The organism is Pseudomonas sp. SCA2728.1_7 (assembly GCF_018138145.1).
In the GTDB taxonomy this organism is placed as follows: domain Bacteria; phylum Pseudomonadota; class Gammaproteobacteria; order Pseudomonadales; family Pseudomonadaceae; genus Aquipseudomonas; species Aquipseudomonas koreensis_A.
Genome location: NZ_CP073104.1, coordinates 440,029 through 461,024, shown reverse-complemented (window position 1 = coordinate 461,024; position 20,996 = coordinate 440,029). Strand labels below are relative to the sequence as shown.

The window sequence follows — 20,996 nt, the reverse complement described above, 5'->3', positions numbered from 1 at the left end:
TAAAAAAACCGCACTCAGGCGGCGATGGGATGCGGCTATTGCTTCTCGATGTTCACCACCTTGAGGGGTGGTTTTGGCCCTTTCTTTTTCTTGCCCTTGGATTTACCGGCTTTGCCGGCATTGCATTCGACCGTGGTGGACCAGCCGGACTGGGTGAACACCTGCTCGACCGAATCCGCCAGGTATTCGCCATCAAGCCCGACCTTGAAACCCTGGGCGAGAATCGGCCGCTCGGCGAAGATGTCCGTCCGGCCGGGCATTTCAAGCCGCACATCGGCGGTCGAGCGGTTGAACGCCGACAGACGTGCCTTTGCCGCCGCTTCAGCAGCGCCTTTATCTGGGTAGATATGGCGGTCGGTATGCACTGCCGGCAGGCCATCCGGCGCGTCATCGTTGTCGATGGTGACGACCGCGAGCTTGCCGTTCTTTTTATCCTGATGCTTGGTGGCCACCGCCTTGTGTGAATTGCGATCGCCGAGACTGAATTGCCAGCGACTGAGGTCGCGTCGGGTCAGCGTGATAGCGCCGAACGTCTTCCCGCTGGCTGTCTGGCCACCTTGGCGCGGCATCACCAACAGCTTGCCGTCGGCGACCTTGGCTGTGCAGTCGTACTGCTTGGCCAGACGGGTGATGAAATTAAAGTCGGATTCGTTGAGCTGGTCGACACGGGCGACCTTGGTCGACACCGGACACACCGGCGTCCAACCATTGCGCGCGGCGACGTCAGCCACGATCTTCGACAACGGCACGCCTTCCCAGCTTCCGCTACGGATGGTTTTGCCACTGCCACGCACGTCGCTGGCCTTGCCCTTGATCACGATCGTGTCCGGCGGGCCTGACACCTCGACCGTGTCGACGGTGTAACTGCCCATACGCGTCAAGGTCGTTTCGGCATAGCCCAGGTAGATCTCGATTGAGCTGCCCCGCCGTGGCAATTGCACTTGCCCATCACGGTCGTCGATACGCAGCTCAAACTCGTCGGACTCCATGCCCGGCTTGTCAGAGGTGCGCAGCAACAACAGCCGATCGTTGATCTTCGCCGTGATGTCGGCCCCATCGGCGACAATGCGAAACATCGGAGTCATGGATTTTCCCCAATAAAAAACCCGCACAAGGCGGGCCAGAAAAACAAGGCGTGTTACGCGTGACGCGACGCGGCGCCGGCGAAGGTATCGCCCCGGGTCAATCCCACAAGCTAACGCCTTCATTGGTCGGGCTGGGCAGATCCGGCAGGACGATGATCACGCCCAACCGGAACGGCTGAGGCTCATCGGCCAGCCCCTGATTGGCATCGAGCACGGCCTCGACGCTGCCATTGAGATGGCCGTAAACGTTGTTGCAAATGACATCGAGCATGTCGCCGTCAGACGTCCTGCATGTCGTCGCCATAGCGCTCAAACTCCAGAGTGAAGCCCTGTTTGCGAGCAATCCCGCCGTGCAGCAGCGCGGACTGTTCCTCGTTGATGTTTTTCAGGCACCACGTCCCGATCACCTCGCCATAGCCCGTGGTCAGGGTCAGCGGTTGCAGCCTGGCCCCGATGGAACGCAGCGTGTCGAGCTGCTTTAAACCGCCTTTGAAGCCCGGATAGATCGTGCCCTTGAGCGTCAACTTTTCATCGCCCATACCGATGGCCTGCTTCGCCGGGCGGCGCGTCAGCCGCTCCTGCGAAGCCCAGCGGAATTCGGTCGAACGGCTCAGCTCGTCGAAAGCGGCCGTGTCCAGGTTGAAGTAATACGGCTCAATCTTCGGATCGCGCGGCTGAATGATCATCAGATGCGGGAACGGCTTCACCGCCTCCGGCGCCGGCGTGGCCTCCACGGCAAAGGAACTGGTGGGCACGATGTTGGCCAGCGACGGACTGACCTTTCCGGCGACGTTGTTGATCGCCGTGGCCGCCTTGCCCGCCTGTTCCTTCAACGTACCCAGCCGATCCTGCACTTCAGCCGCCGCCCGGGTAGCGCGGCCGTACACCGCCACCACCTGACCGACCTTGGCCTGAGCCGCGTCGACACCGCGCATCACTCGCTGAAGTTTGGCGCCGATGGCCGGACCAACAAACGGGATGTTTTCCAGCTCGGACGCGGCGCCGGTCAGTTCGCGGATCGCGCCATTGACCGGGGACAGCATGCCATCCGCGCTACGCCGCCCGGTTTCCGCTGCATCCACCAGATACTTCAGGCTCGATTGCATTTGCTCCATGTAAGCCATGAGGCCTCCTTACACATGGGGTTCGTCGTACAGCTTGGCGGCATTCTGCTTCGCAGCACCTTCCATCATTCGCTGCATGTGCGGCAGCAGATCCTGCGCCAATGTTTGCGGGTCTTTGACATCGCCCTGCACCGTGACCGGCATGTTCAGTGAATACTGAAACTGCTGATCCACCTTGGCCGGCTCCGGCTTCGCCGCCTCCTTGGGCTGGATGGCCATCGCCGCCGACTTGAGCGGCGCCGTCACTGCCATCGAGCGCGCGACATCCCCCAGCACCGGGCCTTGCTGCGCCGCTGACGCCATCATGAGCGGCGTGGTCGGCACCGGCGCCTTTGCCGTTTGCTCGGGCTTTTCATCCTCACCACCGAACAGCGACTTACCCAACGACCCGCCCAGCGCCGCACCGCCCTGACTGCCCAGGTAAGCACCGATCATGCCGCCGATCGCGGTGCCGATGATCGGCACAACCGAACCAATGGCGGCGCCTGCTGCTGCACCGGCCATGGTGCCGGCCAGGTTGCCGGCAGCCGAACCGTAACCTTCGGCTTTTTCGTCCTTGGTCTTGGCGTTTTGAAAGGTTTCAAGCGCCATCGCACCGGACTCCAGCAGCGTGCCGCCAGGAATGACCTTGGCCGCCTTGCTAACCTTACCGACGGTTTCTGCGACGACGCCGAGCTTGGACAATGCCCCACTTGGAACAGAAGGGACTGATGGCGCCGGGATCGAAACAGGGGGACGCGAAGCCGGAACGGGTGGCCGTGAAACCGGAACAGGTGGACGAGGCACAGATGGGCGAGGACCTCTCGAACTCGGCAACGACCGGCGCCGAGCGCTGCGCCTTGACCCACGTCCACGTCGGCGCGATTCGCCCGACGCATCCACACCGCCCCCCATAGCGCCGGCATTGACGACGAAAACCTTCTTGACGCCGTCGTTACCTGCACCATTTTCAGTACCAAGGCCACCGCCTGTTGCCGCGTCTTTCACCCGTGAAACAACATCCAGGCCAGTCGCTACCAGATCAAGTTCTCCGGGGTTTTTATTTGGGGCTTCGCTCCCATTCCTGCCACCGCGCGACCCACGCGCAAGGTTTAGCAGCCCCTTGCCGATCTTGATCGTGCTGAAGATACCCTTCAAGGCGATCAGCCCCGCCCCGACCGTGGCGACACCGGCAACTACCCCGGGCGCGCTATCAGTCAGCGACGTAATGCCTTTAGTAACCTTGGTCAACGACTCGGCCACGGTGTCCGTCACCGGGCGCAGCGCATCACCGATGCTGCGCATGGCGTCATCCATCGACTGGGCCATTTCCGCCCATTTCTGCGATGACGACTCGCGCCGCTCGGCGAGGTTCTTGTCGAGGATCCCGGTCGCGTCACGCGAATCGTTTTTGAGCTGGCTGTACAGCGCCTTGTTCTGCATGTAGGCCGACAGTGCGGCCTTGACCTGCATGTCGGCGAACAGGTCGCCGGTGCGCAGGGATTCTTCCAGCGAGGCCATCATGGCCTTGGCCTTCTCCGGGTCGGCTTCCTTGCTGATTTTTGACGTGGCTTCGGCCATGGCCGCCGCACGCTTCGGATCGGTCGCCTGAATGTATTTCTGAGCCAGCGCCATACTGGTTTCGAGCGTCGACATGCCGTTTTGCAAACCGGTCTGCATCGACCCCTTGTAATCAATACCGGCTTTTTCGTAGGCCTTGACCGTGTCGGTCGAGCCGATTTTGCCCATCCAGTTTTTCAGGTTGTTGGCCGCTTCGTCCGAACTGCCGGCCTGTTTCATCTGCACCTGCAGCATGGCACCCAGTTGGGTCACCGCATCCAAGCCGGTGATGCCGTTGCTGGCCATGTTGGCCAGCAGTTCCGGGAACCACTTGGCCATGTCAGCCGCTTCAAAGCTGCCCGCCTGACCTTGGTAGGCGATCGCTTCCAGCGCCTGCTGCATCTGCTTGGGGTCGGTGATCTTGGCGTTCTGCCCTAGGGCGTTGATCATCTTCGCCGTGTCGACGCCGCTGGATCCCTGCCCCACGACAAACTTGGCCGCGACAGGCGCGTATTCCAGCGCCTTGCTCAAGTCCATACCGGCGCCGACCAACTGATTGACCACGTCGGCCACATCGTTGCGCGCCATGCCGGTATCGCGTGACGTGTCGATGATCTTGCGCGACATCTCCTGCTCTTGCGGCTTGTTGGCAATGCCGGCCTTGATCGCGATGTCACGGACAATCGCGCCAAAATCAGCGCTGACCTTGGCCGGCACCGCCATGGCACCGACACCCACAACCGCAGCACCGACAGCGCCCTTCATGCCCTTTACGCCAGAATCAATCTGCTGATGACCCTTGGCTTTCAGCTCGGCTTTGTTGGCCGTCTGCCCCATCGAGCGATAGGCTTTTTCCAGTCGACCGACCTCGATCCCCTGCTTTTTCAAGCTGTCGAGGTTCGAGTTCAAACGGTTGAGTAATTTGGACGCACCGGCCGCGCCGGTGTCGTGAGCCTTCTTCCATTCTTCGCGCAGGCGGATGGTGTCGCCAATCGTGCGCTGCAGCACGCGCGCTTTGTTGCCTTCTGCCTCAAGGCGCTTGATGCGCCCGGTCACATCCTTGAACGCGGCGCCGACCGTTGAACTGACGGCACCGCCGATCACCAGCCCGAGGGCGAGTTTGTTTGCCATGTCGTGGCCCTCATGTGCCCAGCACTACCGATGGCGGCTCAATCCGTGAGCCACCACACCATATCCGCGAACGGCATCGACTGGATCTCAGCGGCGGAAAATCCGGTTTCCGCCGCCAGACGTTTCGCCGCCGACTTGATAACGCTGGGGTTAAAGCCCGTCGTCGTTGTCCATGCGAAAATAGCCGGCCTGCAAGCGGTTAAAATCCACCAGCTTCAGCCCCTCCAGATCCGCCACCGAAGCGCCGGACAACGCAGCAAACAACACCAGCTCGCGCTGCTCATCGTCGCCACCCACCTCACGGTTGGCCGCTCGCACGTCGCCCACAGTCGGCGAACGCAAGGCCAGCTTGTCGACGGTCACGCCATTGATTTCACTCGGACACGAAAGCGTTACCAGCACCTGATCGGTGGTCAGCGACAACCACGCCGGCATCGAGTCCGAATAATCGGTTTTCGGTGCCAAGTGCGAATACGCCGTTTGCACGCGGCGATAATCCGTCAGCTTGAGGCGTTCCAGATCTTTCAATCCGACTTCGGCCAGACCGGCGAACAGCATCATTTCGCGCTGTTCATCATCGCCGTTGGCAGCACGATCAGCCGCACGCACTTCACGCACGGTCGGGTTACGCAGGTTCAACGTCTCGACGTCGATGCTATTGGCTTGGCTTGGGCGGGTCAGCGTTACGACGGCACCGACTGCACTGAGCGACAGCCAGGCAGGCAGGGTTTTAGCGATTACTTGAGTCATCTGGATCTATTCCTTACATGCCGAGTGCTTGGCGCACTTCGAGCAGTTGGTCTTTGCCGTCGATCACCTGAATGCCGGCGACCATGTCGATCTCGTACATCAGGCGCCCGTCGATTTCGAGCTTGTAGTACGTGACCGAAACGGCGTGTTTGATCTCGGCCGCATCACCGGCTTTCCAGTCGCCGAGATCGACCTCTTTGAGGCGACCGCGCAGGGTGGCAACGACTGCTGTCACAGCGCCCTTTTGGCCCTTGAAGGCACCTCGGAACGTGGCGTTGAACGCCGTGCCGTCGGCCAGGCCGAAGTACTTCAGCGACTCGCGGCGCACGCCCTTGGTGACAAACGAGGCTTCCATTTTTTCAAGCCCCTGATCCATATCGATGGGGCCAGCCATGCCGCCGCCACGATATTCGTCGGTCTTGGTGGTCAGCTTGGGCAGCGTCAGGCTCGGCACGTCGCCGGAGAAGTTCACGCCGTCGACGAACAGGTTGGTGTTGTACAAAGTCTGAGGAATCATTTGCTACGCCCCCTTAGGCTGCTTCAAGCACTTCGGTCATCCACTGATCGGTGACTTCGAAAAGGAAATTCGGGTTTTCTGCCGGCGGCACGTCGGTGAAACGGATGCGCCAATACACCTTGCCCTGGGCGATCTGGCTGGCCGTGTTCAGTTCGGTGTCGGCGAACACTTCAAAGTTGATGATCGCGCCCTGGGCTTTCAGGTCGCGCATGAATGCATCCAGACCGTTGGTGACATCGGTCACGTAGGTCTTGGTGATCGAGCGGTCAACCGCCCACTTGTGCCCGGCCTGCACCGCGTCCATGAGGATGAACAGCGTGCGAACGCGGGTAACGAACGCCCACTTCGGATCGCTCGACAGCGTGCGGTTGCCCCACAGGCGGTAACCGTCGTCGCGAATGATCGTGGTGATATTGGCGTTGTTGAGCAGGTTGGCCCGGCAAGTCTCGTCGCCGTCCAGGTACTCGACCGCGCGACCGGTACCGGTGATGCCGGTCAACTCCTTGTTCGATGGCGAAGCCCAGAAGCCGTATTCAGCATCCGTCCACGCAAACAGGCCTGCAGCCCAAGCCGAGCCGGGCGCGTCGGCCGTAGCGCTGGTGACGGTGTCCCAATACTTGACGCCCGGGTCGACCATGAACAGGTTGCGACTGCCGAAGTTCTCGGCGTAGGCAATAGCGGCCTCGTCGGTCGTACCCGGGCCGTCGATGATGCCGATGGCGCGCAGCTTCTGCGCCACGCTGTCGAGCGCCGTAGCCACCGCCTGAGTCGCAGTGTGGCCCGGTGCGATCAACAACCGCGGCTGAGCGTTGAACAGGCTTTTACCGTCGAGCAGCGCCTGCAGGCCGGTACGCTGACCCGAGACCAGTTCACCGCCAATGATCGCAGAGGTTTGCAGCGCCGCGTCTTCCAGCTTGGGCACGCCGATGGCGACGATCACCGCCTTGGCTTTGACGTAGATCGCCTTACACGCCTTGGTGATTGCCGAATCGGCGCCGAAGGCGGCAATGGCTTCGCGCTCGGTAGTAATCAACTTCAGTTCGCCGGCCTTGGCCGTACCGCCGCCGAGCTGGCCCGGGGTAAAGGTGTCGCACAGACCGATAATCGACGAAGACGGCAGCGAGATGGTGCGCGCACCAGTGTCGACCGACGTGGTCGTGACGCCGTGGAAAAAACTCATAAGGGTCAGTCTCCAGAAACGAAAAAGCCCCGCATAAGCGAGGCTGTTAGGGTGTTCGTGTTACGCGTAACGGAAAAGAAAACGCCCCGTCAGTGCGGGGCGTTTAGTTGGGTTGTGCTGACAGCCAGGTCGGCGCCGGCGGTCGGTGTTCGGCGAGGGGGAATTGATCCCCTTGCGGCCAGTCGCGCAACTGCCGGCGGTACGCCTGCAGCTCCGCGTACTGGTCGGCCGTGAGCGAGGTTTCGCCCCCCTCCTCGATCTCGTCGCGGTGTCGGGAAACCAGCGGATCCGTCAGCGCCAACTGCCCATCACGCCAAGCGCGCTCAATAGCGGTCAGCGCCTCGGCATCCAGTGCCGGAGGATCAATCAAAACGGGCTGACCGTTGGACCGTGACGACATCATTTTTGGACTGGTCGACAGCTCATTGAGCAGCGATTGCCAAACGCTTTCCGAGACCTCGACCACGTCCGCCGGCATGTCCGCACCATGGATCTCAGGGCGATAAGCCCCACACATGGATGGGCTGAAATATACAATTTTGTCCATGTTCAATACCCCACAGCTCGCCAAAGAACACACCACCCAGCCGACGAAGCCCCCGCCGCATTTTGCACGCGAACCTTGCAACCGGTCTGCGTGTAGTTGGTATCCATGACCGCGTGCATCAAGGCCGACGAACCAAGGTGCGCTGGCATAACATTGCGCACCGTATTGGGGAACGGGATAGGGTAGGTAATATAAACGTACCCGTTCGCGTCCGTAACGCCTGAACCCCATTGCTCGATAAGACCATCGGGACGCTTTGCCCAGCCGTTACCCGATAGCAGGCTCGAAGCGAATGCTGCTGAGTGTCGCAACGCCACCGTTCCGTCGATCAGACGCCACTCATTGGAGACTCTGGTCAGCAGCGCTGTATCGCCCTGCCCGAGAACAACGGACACGGACACACCACTCACATTCGTTAAGAGGTCGCCACCTGATAGCTGCAAAGTGACCGCGCCAGAGCCTGCGCTCAGCACCATTATCATTGCGCCGTGCACCACAAGCCCAGTAGGCGGAAGGGTAAGGCTGATGGGTGTTGAAGACGCAGCGCTGACCGCGCCGCCGACGCTTGCAACACTTAGCACGGTACTGACGGATAGTGCATTGAAGTTCGACCACTCGACGCCCATTCGCTTTACGAATTCCGTCGTAGCCGGCGACTTGCCGCTATCGAACTGCGGCTGCGTGACGTAATAGGCACCACTCAACGTTCCAGCAAAGCGCAGCGCCGCCGTGCCACCGATCAGCCGCCACTGGTCTTGCAGGCGGATGAACTCAGCCGTGTCGCCCAAGGCCAACACCAACGGGCCGGACACACCGGTAGAGGTGTACACCACGTCAGCGCCGGCCGGGACGATTTTAAGCCCGCCATTACCCGCACAAACAAGCGTAATGGTTGCAGCCTGCGCGACACCTGCCGTCGGCGGCAAAGTGGCCTGAAGCTGCGTAGCACCGGAAAAGCTGTGAAGGCCACCGACGTGCGCGGCCGTCAAAGCCAAGTTTGCAGCGTTCGTGGAGAAGCCCGAGAACTCGACACCACTACGCTTTACAAACTCCGCCGTAGCGATCGACTTGCTGCCGTCGAATTGCGCCGGCGTCGGGGCCGTGGGATTGCCGGCAAAGCTTGGCGACAGCAGCCGGGCAAAGCCATCTGTAATGTCCTTGAACGTGAGCGCCGTGGTGCCCACGACAATCGGGCCATCGGTCACCAGTTGCCAGATCGTATCGGCCTGCGTTGCACCCACTTCGACCGCGACCGTCAGATTAGGCGTGACCTTCGCGTTGTTATCGGCATCCTTGGCCCGCGCCCAGGCCCCCACAGCCACCACATACGGGCCGTTATCCTTGGCGGCCGCCTGATTCTTCACCAGCACGCGGTCGCCGGCATTCAGCGAAACACCGTCCACGACCTGCAAACCGACCAGGGCGATATTGGCCGTGGTCGCCGCGCGCACTGACTGCTTAATGTCGAGCTTGCTCAGCTCTTCCAGAATGCGCGAATCGACATACTCACGCGTCGCAAGCACCACCGACGGGTCAATCTTGAGGCTGATCTGTGCCGTGCTGGAAACAATCAGGTTCATCCGCACCACTTGCGTGCGGCCCGACCCCTGCGATAGCAACGGCTTGAAGCTCGGCGCACAGTTGGCCACCGCCACCAGATCACCGTCAGCGTCATACAGCCCGACCTCACGAATCCAGCGCCCACCCTCGCCTTCCGGAATGACCTGCTCGGCAATGATCACCGCCGGGTTGACTGGATCGATGCGCAGTTGATTAAGCGGACGGCGCCGCCATTCGTTGATCAGTTTGGTTTGCTTGGCGCTGGGCTGCGGCTCGGTCTCGTTGGCATCGCCCAAGCCCATTTCCGTGATGTTCCAAGGCACGCCAAGCACATTGGCATTCGCCAGCTTGGCCGCCCCCACGTCCGTCAGGATCGCGAAAAACTTTGAGTTCGCATCAATCATTTAATAAATATCCATGATGTCTATGGAGTGTTCACGGCCGACCACGCCGAAGCTGCCGGTAACGTCGATGTCCTGCATTTCCGGCGGGAATATGTCGAGTTCATCGCCGTCGTAGAGCGTCACACCCACATTCAAATTGCCCTGTGTTTCCAGGCTGATCGCCAGCCCGGTCATGTGCCGGGTGACGGGCTTGGCGTCGTCAATCAGGCGTTCAAGCTCCTGATACATTTCCTCGGTGATACCGGTATCGAGAACGCCAATCTTCAGCGCGAAGGTGCCCGGCACGCCCTCGGGCACGGTCTTGAACCACTCGACAATCTCAATCAGATAGCCCAGCGGCTCGACCACGCGACGTATCGCGCCGATCGTGCCCTTGTGCTTGTGGATGTAGAAAGACGCCTTGATGGCCGCGCGCTTGGTCGCCTCAGACCATCGGTAGTCCCAGCGATCGACCGACCACGCCCACGCCAGATGCGGCAGCAGATGCACCGGACAGGTGTCGGGGTTGTAGAGGTCGCGCAGTGGGACAATCGTCTTTTCGAAAAACGCGGCCTCCATGGCCCGTTCCAGTTGCGTGCTATTGAGCGGCAGTAGACTTTTCATATCAGCCCGCCAGCCTCACGTTGTAGCGCGTGCAGAACGCCGCTTGAGCCTTGGTCGGGGCCAGATCCTGCCACCCGACCAACTCAACCCGGGCAACGCCGGCAACGTGCAACTGAGCGTCAATAGCGGAGCGTGCGACCTCGACGCCCAGCCGCTTGCGTGGGTTGATCCAACCGGCCAATCGGCTTTTCGCTTCGGCCAAACTGGCATCCGCTTCCGGGCCGGCGCCGGCCATATGCAAGATGGCGTCAATCTCGTAGCGGATCACCTGCGCGCTCTGCACGGTCACACGATCACCGACCGGGCGCACGTCATCGTCATCCAGCGCAGCGGCCACCGTCGCCAGCAGCTCCGGCGGCGCTTCACCCTCCCCATCAAACCCCAGCACCGTTACCGTAACGTAGCAAGGCGCCGGGCTTTCGGCCGTGGCGTCTGCCACCAGCCCAGAAGCGTTACGCGCATGCAGGATGTAGCTGTTGCGCGGGCCGGCCGTGGTCAAACCCTCATAGGCCAACTGGATGCGTTCGCGAAACGGGTCGTCGTCTTCCATGACCTTGGGCACCGGCGGCACTGCCAGCAGATCCTCGGCCTGAATGACCAGGCGCTGCAGATTGACGTTGGCCCCCAAGTGATCGAGGTCGCCGCGAATGGCGTGGGCCAGCAATAGCGCCTTGCCGGCGTCATTGACCCGGGCGCGGTTGCCGACCTTGTTGTAGGCCCCGACCTCAAGCACTTTGACCACTGGATCGCTTTCCAGCGCGGCCGTCCAGTTGCCACCCATGTACCCGCGAAAGACGCCTAAACCATCCTGATAAACCTCTTCGAAGTCCAGAGGCTCCAGCACGGTCGGCGCCGGCAGCGACGACAAATCAACGGTACTCATGCAGCCACCTCCAACGTGACGCCGTCACCCAGGTGCTTCCCGACAATTTGCAGATTGATTTGCCCACCAATGACGGAGAGGACACGCACCTGGTCGAGCTTCAAACGTGGCTCCCAGCGCCCCAAAGCGCGGGCGACCTCAGCCTGTACGGCGCTTTTCCAGCCATCGTTAACGGGCAAATCGACAAACCGCCGTAGCTTGCTGCCGTATTCCATACGGTGCCGGCGACTGCCCAGCGGCGTGCTCAAGATGTCGGCAATGGATTGCCGCAGGTGCGCGATGCCGGAAATGGGTAGGCCGGTCTGGCGATCCATTCCGATCATCGATGTCACTCCTTGAACGGCTCGTATTCTTCGCTGGCTTTCAGGAACTTGACCGCCTCGATGTCGGAGGCAGGCACCACGACCGCCGCCTTCTCCACCAGGTAGGAACGGTCGGTACCGGGCACGATCACCAGTCGCGACGTGTAGAGCTTGTCGCGGAATTTCAAGGACTCAGGCGATGAGTAAGTTGAGGATGACAATGCCGGTTCCGAGGACGTTTGCGCATCGGTTGAGGTCATATCGATCTTGGCCATGTGGTTCTCCAGGCATGAAAAAGCCCGCACTGGGCGGGCTGGATGAATGTTTGGGTTAATGCTTGTGGTGGTTGTCGCTGTTGCCGACGGCCATGATGTTGCCAGCGCCGTCGATGTTGCCCGTTACGGATAACGCGCCGTCGATATTGACAGGCCCTTTGATATTCACGGTCGCTTCAAGATCAATCGTTCCCGACTTCACCGTTACCGCGTTATCCGTAACGACGACGTCCGTGCCGCCGACCTTGATCGCCACCGTGCCACTCGGCAGGGTGATGCTGTAGCTCTTGGCCTGCCAGTCGTAGATCAGCGAGCCGCCATCATCAAAACGCCAGACCTCGACGTGGTCGCGGTTATCTGGCGGCGGTCCGGCATTGCCATACAAGCCCGGGATAAATGTGCCTTGTGACACGTCACCGCTGGGACTGATCAAACTGCCCTGCTCGCCCAAAGACGGCGCCCGCCAGTGCCTGGCCTTGCCGGCGGCGATGCTGTGCCACCGCACCCAGGCGCTGACCCATTCACTGCCATCCGACACGCGACATACCGGCGGCGAAGCGGACAGATCCACCGCGACCACGTAGCAAGCCTTGACCACGCCGGCGAGCATCCGGTCGTGCTGGGCGCTCGCGTAGCCACTCACACATCCTCCGCAGGGACAAAGTCCTCTTTGGCGTCGTTGTTGAATCCAATGAGCAACGTGCCCGGCGGCTCGTCAGGCCAGAGCCATTCCTCTGGGCCGAGATAGACTTGCTGAGTCCACTCCACTAGCCACACGGTGTATCCATCCAGGTGCGGCTGGGTAAAGTCCTGCAGCGATTGCACAAACTCGGCGGGTTCAACTGCTAGCCCCCACGTTTGCGAACGCAGCAACACCGCCAACTGGGCCGCCAATTGCACGGCCTGTTGATGATGGTGCGGCAAGATCGGGTCAACAATGATCCGAGCCTCAAACTTGCAGACCAGCGAGGTTTCGCCGGTGCCGATATCGGAACCCGGCTCGATCTCGGCCACCTCCAGAAAAACCGCTGGCAGCAACACGCGATCCTTAATATTTGGCCAGGCTGTAACGGCCTGCACGCCAGCCAAGTGGGTACGCAGATGCTGTTCTACCGCCCGATAAAGCTGGTCCAGGCTGAACGGTTCTTCAGACATTGCCGATCCTCTTAAGGTATTTCTGCAGCTCAAAGTTGAGTTCTTGTTTGAGAATCGCCAACAGGATCTCGTCTGCCTTTTTGACCCAGCTGTCGAAATGCGGCCGGGCTTGCTCCAGCGACACCTTGGCCTTGGCCAGCGGGAAACGACTTCCGTTTTCGGCGACCCAACCCGAACTCGGCCCGCGACCGGGGGACACCGTGCTGTCCGGGTAGTCGTCCGCGTTGAAATGCTTGGAGGCTGTGCGGATCCAGATGTCGGGCTTGTTGCCGTAGACCTTCTTGAGAAAGGCACCTTCGTAACGCCGCCCCGCCACCGACACACCGCTCCCGGTCTGCCGCGCCCGGCCGATCCGGCTGGATTCGATGGTGTTCAACCCGAACCACAGTTTGCCGCTCGCGGCCGCGCCGGAAACTGGATAGCTGCGCAACCGCTGACGCACCGCTGCTACGGCAATGCGCTCTGACCGGCTGACGGCTCGGGCGATGTGCGTGCGCAACCTTCCCAACGTCTTGTTGATCGCGCGCCGATGCGCCGCAGCAGCCGCTTTCGGCACCACCTTGGCAAAGTCCTGGAACGCCTGAAAATCTGCGGCCGAGGACTGGATAGAGATCATCCCGCCCCCGGCCGAGGGTTTGAAATAGCTGCCGACGCTCATGGCCGCAACCTCAGAATCAGGGCGACCAGCCCGTCACCGCTCGGTTCGAGCTGGATCAGGTCGTAGTCACCGCCGCCGTCCAAGGCAGGCAAGTCAACGCTGACCAGCATGCCCTGTTCCAGACCTTGCGAATCGCTGACGCGGATCTCAAAGCGAGGCTCACGCAACCCGGTGTTGAGCTTGCCGAACTTGGGTTGCAGCCAGGGCGCGGCAAACATGCCGAGCACTGGCTCTTCGCGACCCTCGATCCGTGCGGTGTCGCCCAGCGTTTCGAACACCACCGCGTCGACTTCGGCGATCAGATCGCGAAAGCCCATGGTCAGAGTTCCATCAGGATCTGGGCGCGCGGTCGAGTGCACAGGTGCAGCGGATTGGACTGTGCTTCACCGGCCATACCTTTGTTGAAGGGCAGCGGCTCGATCATGCTGTAGTACGGGATGCCCTGGGTGTTGACCGTTTCCATGTAGTCGGCCGGTGCAAACACGGAGATGTACAGATCGGGCACGCCTTCCGGAACCAGCAGCGCCTTGTCGTCATGGACAAAAGACACGCCGGCGACCTTGCCACGGTAACGCTCCCAGATGATGCCGCCGAACTCGAAGCTTTCCCGGGCGTCGCCACGCAGCGCTGCCGCTTGCTGACTGTTGAGGTAGGTCTCTTTGACCGACTTGTGAACGATCAGCTTGTTCCAGAAGTTCTTGCCGCAGAAAGCGCGCGAACCGGTACTGGTTACGCTGCCCAGCGCATCCTCCTGCATGTCCAGCGCCTCACCGCACTTAACCCGCAGCTCGGTACCGGCTTCAGTCAGCCCCATGGACATCTTCTGACGCTGCACACCGAAGCGCTCGTACAAGTCCAGCAGCACCGTCGAACCATCAGCGTCGAGGATCTGGCCGTTGAGTGCGCCCATGCGCTGGAATTCGTGGGTGGCGTCCAACTGACGACGTGCCTTAGCCAGCCGCGCATTGACCACGTCCTGCACCGCCTGCAGCTCAGTGCGAGTGCCGAAGGCGCGGATGCCTTGGATCTCATCCGCCTTGATGGTGAAACGCTCCGGCAGGTGCACGGTGTTGAACGGGATAAGGTTGCGCTTGCTCGCAGCAACCACCAGGCCAGAACCACCGCGCTCACCGGCCGGCACCAGTGCCAGGGTGTCACCGTCCTTTTCAATCTGCACGGTCAGGGTGGTAATGCCTTCCTCGCGGAACAGGCCCAGGGCGCTGATGCGGCCCGGCAGGTAGGGTTGATCATTGAGTGCAGCGGTCAGCGAGGTAACGGTAAACGCTTCGTCTTCAAAAATGGCGATATCGGCCATGGGTACTCTCCAGAAACGAAAAATCCCGCACGCGGCGGGATGCATATGAAAGAAGGAAACGTCTTAGCGGACGATCAGGAAATGAGCGGCCAGATCTTTTTCGGCTTCAGGATCCAGCCCTGTCAGATGCGCTTCGCTGACCTCAGCCATGCGCGCCACCGCGCGACCACGGCGCACGATGTCCGACTCGCCCAACGGCCCGTAAAGGATCGCGACAGCAGATTGGGTGCCGTCTTCGGCGGCCGGATCATACGGCGCAAACTCGCCCGTGGCCGTCACCAGACCGAGGACTTGGCCCGAATTCAGTGCCGGGCCGGCGGCGACATTGATCGTTTCCCGCGAAATGTTTCCGGCGCCTTCGGACAGCAGGAATTCACCTGCGTGCATCGGTTCCTTTTTGATGGTCATGCTCGTGCTCCTTTCGCGCTTTGCGCGGTTCCAGTTTGGGCCGCTTGGCGAGCAGCCCAAATCGAGTTGGGGTCAGGTTGTTTGGCCAGCACCTTGGGCGCTAGATCGTCCGCCAGCGGCAGACTGTTGTCGATTTCAAAGCCCTTACCGCTGGTGACAATCTTGTCGAACAGACGCGCCCGCACCGCCGGCGCATCCAGACCTGCCGCGACATACTCGGCGCTGAATTCAGGCAGCCGCGCGGCCACGCAGAGGTCGTTAATCGCCTTGGCGCATGCCAGACCCGCCAAAACGATCTCTTCACTTTCAAGCTGGGTGGACTTGAGCAGCGGCTCGATCAGGTTGCTGATGCCCGCCGCCGTGCAGCGCTGAGTGACCATCAATGCCAACTTGGCCGAGTCTACGACGGGCGGCACCGGCGGCGGATCGACAGGATCAAGATCCGGTTCCGGTTCGGGTGCCTCGTCGAGCTGGGCCAACAAATCAGCCGGTGCGTTCTGGAATCGTTGCAGCACCGCGCCTTGACCGAGACAGGCTTTGACCTTGACGCCGTCGCCCACCTCATCGGCCAGCCCCAATGCCACCGCTTCGTTGGCGGTCAGCCAGGTTTCAGCCGCCACCAAACGCCGCAGCTCCACCTCATCAATGTCGGGCGCTTTGGCCTTGTAGGCCGCGATGATCGCTTCCATGGTCTGGTCGAGAACGTCGGCCACCTTGCGGAAGTCCTCCGCATCACCGGCGGCGTAAGTCCATGGGTTATGGATCATCAACATCGCGTTGGAAGCGATGACCACGCGGTGGGCACCGCACACAGCCACACTGGCGGCACTCGCTGCCAGTGCATCGATCCGGCCGGTGCAGCGCTCGCCCAGCCGCGACAGCGCGTTGTGCATGGCCAGCCCGTCGAACAGGTCACCTCCGATACTGTTGAACGCGGCGACCACCGGCGACACACCATCATCCATGGCGCGCAGATCCTGCACGAACTGGTTGGCAGTGATGCCCCACGCGCCGATCTCGCCATAGACAAAGACTTCGATCACTCGCTCGGTGGACTCGCCGCTGGCATGAACGGCGTACCAGGTCTTGTCCTTGACCTCGACGCGTTTGCCGGCGCGGTTGTAAATACGCGGTTTCGCGCTCTTGCTCATGATTGCTCCTTGTCGTCGGTGTCTTCGACGGCATCCAGGGTGTTGTAGTTGAGGCCCAGCTCTGTGGCCCGCTTCAGATCGGCGGCGTTTTCCAGATCGACCGTTTCGGCGTCGTAGCCGGTACGCAGGACCATCTCGCTGCGCGACGAAAAACCGGCTCTCACCTCCATCGCTCTTGCTTGCACGTCCTGAACCGGCTGGATATAGGCCCAGCCTTGCGGTACCCAGCGAGTGCGAAGGTACTGGCGGCGCTTCTGTGCGTAATCGTCCAGCACCAGGACACCCGACAGCACCGCCATGTCCATCCACGCGGCCCGCACCGGGCGGCAAAGTTGATGGACGTACACGCTGAATTGCAGTTGTTCCAGGCGGCGCCGAAACTCGTTGAGCACCACCCGTAATGCTCGGTCGTTGATTCCGCGCATGTCGCCGGTGAGGATCTCGTAAGGCGTACCGCTACCCGCCGCTGCAGCCATCAACTGCTGACGCATGAAGTCCGGGTAGTTGTTGCCCGCGTCCGGCGGTTTGGAAAATTCCACCTCTTCGCCCGGACCGAGTTCCTGCATGGTGCCGGGTTCGAGCGCGACCATCGGCGTAAAACCATCGCGATCCGTAACCAGCGGCGCACCTGTAACCGGGTCGCGCGGCATGGGTCCCGATTCCGGCGGGGGGCGAGTGATGAAGCCGGCAAACAGGTTGGCCACCTCCTGACGGAACAGCACCGCGTCGTCGTAGTTGTCCAAACTACGTAGCCGTTTCAGAACCGGCGACAAGCGCGGCACACCGCGCAACTGGCCAGGTTCGACCGGTTCGAAGATGTGCAGCACCTGCGTGGCCGGGACGCGCACTAGCTGGTTGTAGCCGGCGTTCAACGATGCCGCATCACGCGGGTGCGACAGGTACATCCAATAAGCTACCCGCTTGCCGCCGGGCGTGAACTCGATGCCGGCGCGGATGACGTTGCCGTTCTTGGCGCTCTCGAATTTGTCGTGCGGCACGAACTCCGGCGCCAGGATCTGCAACTGCAGCGGAACCGCCAAACCTTCGTCCCGACTGCGAGGACGCAAGCGAACAAAGCATTCACCCGATGTTTCCACCGTGCGCGCCACCAGCGCCTGCTGGCCGTAAAAGTCGGTGCGGTCATCCGCATCAGATTCATCAACCCAATCGCTCCACAGCTCCTGCAGCAGCTTGCGCAGGACATCATCATCGGTCGCTGGCCGAGGGGTGATGCCGGTGCCGATCAGGTTGCTGACGCGCTTGTCGATGACGTTGAAGGCATACGGGTCATTGCGAACCGCTGCCCGGGAGCGCGACCGCAAATTGCGCAGTGCCGGGGTGTTGATGCTGTTGATCCCGTTGTCGGGAGCGTCCCAGTTAGCGGATCGGCGGCCTTCACCAGCGCCTTCGTAACTGGCCTTGATGTTGGACGGCAGCACAAAGCCGTTACGGGTCAACGTCGGAAAATGTCGGGCCATTAAAGTCCCCTGCCCCCGTGATAAAGGCGAACCACGCGCGAACGTGGCCCGGCGGCGCTGGCCAGCGACGAGCGTATTTCTTCGCGCGCCTTGAGCAGCTCATCAACCGTGCGGTATTCAACGGTACGGTCGGTGTAGCGCACAGTTTTTTCACCGCGAGCAATGGCCGCCTCAACCGCGTCGAGGTGCTTTTTCGTAAATGACATATCAGCGTCTCTTCAGGTAGCCACTGGTGGAACTGCGGCGTTGTGGGGGAGTGGCTGCCGGACGTGATTTCACGGCTGGTTGCGGCGCCTGCGGTGCTGCCGGTGTTACGACTGGCCGGCTGAGCCGTTCGCTCTGAACGGGTTGGCTGCTATCGCCCGAAACCGACTCGTTGACCGCCTGCCGAATCCGCGCCCAATCGTGATCTTGGTAGCGGTTGATGCCGAGGTAATGGGCCATGGCCAGGTTGTAAACCAACAGATCGAGCGCTTCGTTACGCTCGGATTTGCCCTTGGTCCATTCGATACGTTTATGCCCCCTGACGTAACGGGTGACTTTGCGCTCAGCCACGCACTGGGCGAAAAAGTCATCCGGCAGGTCGTTGGCAAAGTGCAGCGCTCCCGGGCCGGTGTCGAATACATAGCGGTTATAGATCCAGTCCTTCGCCGTGTCGGTACCGACAATCCAAAGCTCGGCGCCATGCCGTTCAGTCAGGCCCTTCCATGTCACGTCGACCATCGAAGGTCGCTGCGCGATCACCGGCCGGCCCCGCTTGCTCGCCCCCTTGATGGCGAACACGCTGCGCCAGCGGCGCATACGACAGAACTGATAGACCTCATCCGTATGGTTACCACCGGAGTCGACCGCAGTAGCCATGATCATCAGCTCAGCACCACAAGGGTGTCGGTAACGGGCCTTGAGTAACTCGTCCAGCGCCGCCCAGGTGCGCTCATCGGCGGGGTCGCCGGAGATCACTTGAAAGTCGACCACCCAGCGCTCCATGCCAGCGCCCCAACCCATCACCATCAGTTCCAGGCGGTTGGCTTGGGTGTCAACAGAAGCGGTCAGCATCAACACGCCGTCGGGCATTGAGCCAAGCCCGCAGCTTTCCAGTCGCGCCCGATCCATCAGCACACCGGCTGAGGTTTGCTCCTGAGCGCTATCCCAGACCTTGGCCAGACGGGTGTTGTAAAACACCTGCATCGGCTCCAGATCGCCTTTGGCCTGAGCCTTTTTAGCCTTCTCGAATTGCTTGGCCAACGAGGCCCAACCAGTCCAGCCGGGCGGCGAGTACAACGCATTCAAGTTAAAACCAATGGTTTCGCCATCGCCCTGGGTGTGTGCTCGCCACTCCCCTTTCGCCAGCATCTCGCCCTTATAGCGTTCCTCGATCAGTACGTCGCAGTCGGGGCCGGCACACTGGTAATGCACAACCTGAAAATCCGCCGAGTAATGCAAACGCTCCCACTCCAGAACCTGCATGTGTTCACAGGTTGGGCACGGCACGTAGTAGTAACGCTGATCGCTGACCTCAAACAGATCAGCGATCCGGGACGCCCCCCTGACCGTCGGCGAACTGGAAAAGTAAAATTTTGCGTTACGGCCGAAAGTACTACCGCGAGTCTCGGCCAGTTCGACCGGGTCGCCCTCTTCGCCCACGTCCACACTCCAGCGATCAACCTCGTCGCCGTAGATGTAGCGTGCGGAAAGCTCCGCTAGGTTGGCCGCAGAACCGGCCGTGGTGATGTACAGCGAACCACCCTCGAACTCCTTAGTGTCCATGGTGTTGCGCGCATCTCGCGAGCGGTTGGACGCCACGCGCTCACGCAGAACCGGCGTAGCCTTGATGGTTTTACCAATCCGCGACGATACCCGCTTGGCCAACCCCAGACTGGGCAACAACGTCAGGATGTTGGACGGGGCCATATGGATCAGGCCGCCGATCCAGTTCAAGGCGATCTGCGTCTTCATCAACTGCGAAGCCACCATGGTTACCACCCGCTTGCAAGGGTGGGCAGGTGACAGACAGCGCATCGGCTCACGCGCATAAGGGGTGCGCGAAGTGTGGTATTGACCAGGCTCGGCCGCACCCGTGTCGCGCGGGATGCGCATGTACTCATCGGCCCACTGATCAATCCAGACATCTGGCTCTGGTCGCTGCCCACGGAAATACGCTTCGCGGTACACCGTCGCACCGTTCGACATTTCTAAGGACATAGGTTTAGCTCGGGGTAATGGCTTGTTGTAGATCTGCTGCTGACAGCCGCTCAGCATCTTCCAGTGTTTGTCGCAAAGCCGACGTCAGACGCTTTTCGATTTGCCATGGATCAGACAGCGAGGCCAGTTCCGGCGATAGCTGTGGCGCCATTCCAAGCAAAAGATCACGCAGTAAGCGACCAGCGTTATAGGCCGCATCTTCGACCGCTTTGCGCTCTACCAAGGTGCCTCGGGCTTTAAGGAAGTTGTCTTTTTCCTGAAGCGATAGGTAGTGCTCACGAAGAGCGCGTGACTTTTGAAAGTCGGGTACCTGACCAGAGGGGTCATCTACAAAGTCTGCGATGACTATTTCCAGCGGTGGCTGATCACTCCGCTTCGGGCGATTGCGCTCATGTCGAGCGGCGACGGCGGCCTTGCTCGGGTCGCTCGTCATGGCCAGAAGCTGCTCGCTGGCCTCCACATCAATCTGCCCGGCAGCGTTCAGAACCAGTCGTTGATTCTTGACCAGCTTGCCGACGTACTGCCTCGACCACCCCTTCAGCTCGCAGTACTCCTTGCGAGTTACAAAAGCCATGCGGCCTCCATCGTAGTGGCTTGTTAAGCCTGTCAACTAACCCGGCTTAGTTGACAAGCCTTCTGGCCATTGCACACGGGCTGCTGTTCAAGAAATTGAACAGGCATGAAAACGCCTACAGCCCAATAGAACCGGGGGGGGACTTCACTAAAAAC

The 20,996-nt window shown here is 61.0% G+C and carries 24 protein-coding genes; all 24 read right to left on the bottom strand.

Annotated features, from left to right (window positions below):
- Positions 1-35: 35 nt before the first annotated feature.
- The 24 genes from KBP52_RS02100 to KBP52_RS01985 all read right to left on the bottom strand — a co-directional run bounded on the left by KBP52_RS02100 (position 36) and on the right by KBP52_RS01985 (position 20,841).
- The gene (locus KBP52_RS02100; RefSeq protein ID WP_212621915.1) at positions 36-1,085 is read right to left on the bottom strand and encodes a contractile injection system protein, VgrG/Pvc8 family; all 1,050 of its coding nucleotides are present in this window, start codon (positions 1,083-1,085) and stop codon (positions 36-38) included.
- A 97-nt stretch (positions 1,086-1,182) separates the two neighbouring features.
- The gene (locus KBP52_RS02095; RefSeq protein WP_034156567.1) at positions 1,183-1,389 is read right to left on the bottom strand and encodes a tail protein X; all 207 of its coding nucleotides are present in this window, start codon (positions 1,387-1,389) and stop codon (positions 1,183-1,185) included.
- Positions 1,364-2,209, bottom strand: a complete 846-nt coding sequence (locus KBP52_RS02090) for a phage tail protein (RefSeq protein WP_212621914.1) — start codon at positions 2,207-2,209, stop codon at positions 1,364-1,366. The genes KBP52_RS02095 and KBP52_RS02090 overlap by 26 nt, the downstream gene beginning before the upstream one ends.
- A 9-nt stretch (positions 2,210-2,218) precedes the next feature.
- Positions 2,219-4,879, bottom strand: a complete 2,661-nt coding sequence (locus tag KBP52_RS02085; protein WP_212621913.1) for a phage tail tape measure protein — start codon at positions 4,877-4,879, stop codon at positions 2,219-2,221.
- Positions 4,880-5,029: 150 nt separating this feature from the next.
- Entirely contained in the window at positions 5,030-5,629 is a 600-nt protein-coding gene (locus tag KBP52_RS30720) for a phage tail assembly protein (RefSeq protein ID WP_212621912.1), read from the bottom strand.
- 13 nt (positions 5,630-5,642) lie between these two features.
- On the bottom strand, positions 5,643-6,146 hold the full coding sequence (locus KBP52_RS02075) for a phage major tail tube protein (protein WP_102902301.1): 504 nt from the start codon (positions 6,144-6,146) through the stop codon (positions 5,643-5,645).
- A gap of 13 nt (positions 6,147-6,159) precedes the next feature.
- The gene (locus tag KBP52_RS02070; RefSeq protein WP_212621911.1) at positions 6,160-7,326 is read right to left on the bottom strand and encodes a phage tail sheath family protein; all 1,167 of its coding nucleotides are present in this window, start codon (positions 7,324-7,326) and stop codon (positions 6,160-6,162) included.
- Between the two features lie 103 nt (positions 7,327-7,429).
- Complete coding sequence (locus KBP52_RS02065; RefSeq protein WP_108225750.1) at positions 7,430-7,873, bottom strand: hypothetical protein; 444 nt, start codon at positions 7,871-7,873, stop codon at positions 7,430-7,432.
- Between the two features lie 2 nt (positions 7,874-7,875).
- Positions 7,876-9,837: a phage tail protein gene (locus KBP52_RS02060; protein WP_212621910.1), complete on the bottom strand. Its 1,962-nt coding sequence runs from the start codon at positions 9,835-9,837 to the stop codon at positions 7,876-7,878.
- Complete coding sequence (locus KBP52_RS02055; RefSeq protein ID WP_212621909.1) at positions 9,838-10,440, bottom strand: phage tail protein I; 603 nt, start codon at positions 10,438-10,440, stop codon at positions 9,838-9,840.
- Between the two features lies 1 nt (position 10,441).
- A complete protein-coding gene (locus tag KBP52_RS02050; RefSeq protein ID WP_123377018.1) occupies positions 10,442-11,323 on the bottom strand; it encodes a baseplate J/gp47 family protein in 882 nt (293 codons plus the stop codon).
- On the bottom strand, positions 11,320-11,646 hold the full coding sequence (locus KBP52_RS02045) for a GPW/gp25 family protein (protein WP_212621908.1): 327 nt from the start codon (positions 11,644-11,646) through the stop codon (positions 11,320-11,322). The genes KBP52_RS02050 and KBP52_RS02045 overlap by 4 nt, the downstream gene beginning before the upstream one ends.
- 5 nt (positions 11,647-11,651) lie before the next feature.
- Positions 11,652-11,900, bottom strand: coding sequence for a hypothetical protein (locus KBP52_RS02040; RefSeq protein WP_249122241.1), 249 nt, complete (start codon positions 11,898-11,900; stop codon positions 11,652-11,654).
- A 55-nt stretch (positions 11,901-11,955) separates the two neighbouring features.
- The gene (locus tag KBP52_RS02035; RefSeq protein ID WP_212623083.1) at positions 11,956-12,510 is read right to left on the bottom strand and encodes a phage baseplate assembly protein V; all 555 of its coding nucleotides are present in this window, start codon (positions 12,508-12,510) and stop codon (positions 11,956-11,958) included.
- A 29-nt stretch (positions 12,511-12,539) separates the two neighbouring features.
- Positions 12,540-13,055 carry a hypothetical protein gene (locus KBP52_RS02030; protein ID WP_212621907.1) on the bottom strand — a complete coding sequence of 172 codons (516 nt, stop codon included), beginning with the start codon at positions 13,053-13,055 and terminating at the stop codon, positions 12,540-12,542.
- Complete coding sequence (locus tag KBP52_RS02025) at positions 13,048-13,713, bottom strand: hypothetical protein (protein ID WP_169430199.1); 666 nt, start codon at positions 13,711-13,713, stop codon at positions 13,048-13,050. The genes KBP52_RS02030 and KBP52_RS02025 overlap by 8 nt, the downstream gene beginning before the upstream one ends.
- Positions 13,710-14,030 (bottom strand): hypothetical protein, encoded by a 321-nt coding sequence (locus KBP52_RS02020; protein WP_034155914.1) that lies wholly within the window; start codon positions 14,028-14,030, stop codon positions 13,710-13,712. Before KBP52_RS02020 ends, KBP52_RS02025 begins: the two co-directional genes overlap by 4 nt.
- Before the next feature lie 2 nt (positions 14,031-14,032).
- Positions 14,033-15,028 carry a major capsid protein gene (locus KBP52_RS02015; protein WP_212621906.1) on the bottom strand — a complete coding sequence of 332 codons (996 nt, stop codon included), beginning with the start codon at positions 15,026-15,028 and terminating at the stop codon, positions 14,033-14,035.
- 63 nt (positions 15,029-15,091) lie between these two features.
- Entirely contained in the window at positions 15,092-15,436 is a 345-nt protein-coding gene (locus tag KBP52_RS02010; RefSeq protein WP_212621905.1) for a head decoration protein, read from the bottom strand.
- Complete coding sequence (locus KBP52_RS02005; protein WP_212621904.1) at positions 15,433-16,587, bottom strand: head maturation protease, ClpP-related; 1,155 nt, start codon at positions 16,585-16,587, stop codon at positions 15,433-15,435. Before KBP52_RS02005 ends, KBP52_RS02010 begins: the two co-directional genes overlap by 4 nt.
- Positions 16,584-18,065 (bottom strand): phage portal protein, encoded by a 1,482-nt coding sequence (locus tag KBP52_RS02000; protein ID WP_212621903.1) that lies wholly within the window; start codon positions 18,063-18,065, stop codon positions 16,584-16,586. Before KBP52_RS02000 ends, KBP52_RS02005 begins: the two co-directional genes overlap by 4 nt.
- On the bottom strand, positions 18,065-18,271 hold the full coding sequence (locus tag KBP52_RS01995; protein ID WP_034155909.1) for a hypothetical protein: 207 nt from the start codon (positions 18,269-18,271) through the stop codon (positions 18,065-18,067). The genes KBP52_RS02000 and KBP52_RS01995 overlap by 1 nt, the downstream gene beginning before the upstream one ends.
- Position 18,272: 1 nt before the next feature.
- Positions 18,273-20,267 carry a phage terminase large subunit family protein gene (locus KBP52_RS01990; RefSeq protein WP_212621902.1) on the bottom strand — a complete coding sequence of 665 codons (1,995 nt, stop codon included), beginning with the start codon at positions 20,265-20,267 and terminating at the stop codon, positions 18,273-18,275.
- Positions 20,268-20,271: 4 nt separating this feature from the next.
- Complete coding sequence (locus KBP52_RS01985; RefSeq protein ID WP_212621901.1) at positions 20,272-20,841, bottom strand: terminase small subunit; 570 nt, start codon at positions 20,839-20,841, stop codon at positions 20,272-20,274.
- Positions 20,842-20,996 lie beyond the last annotated feature (155 nt).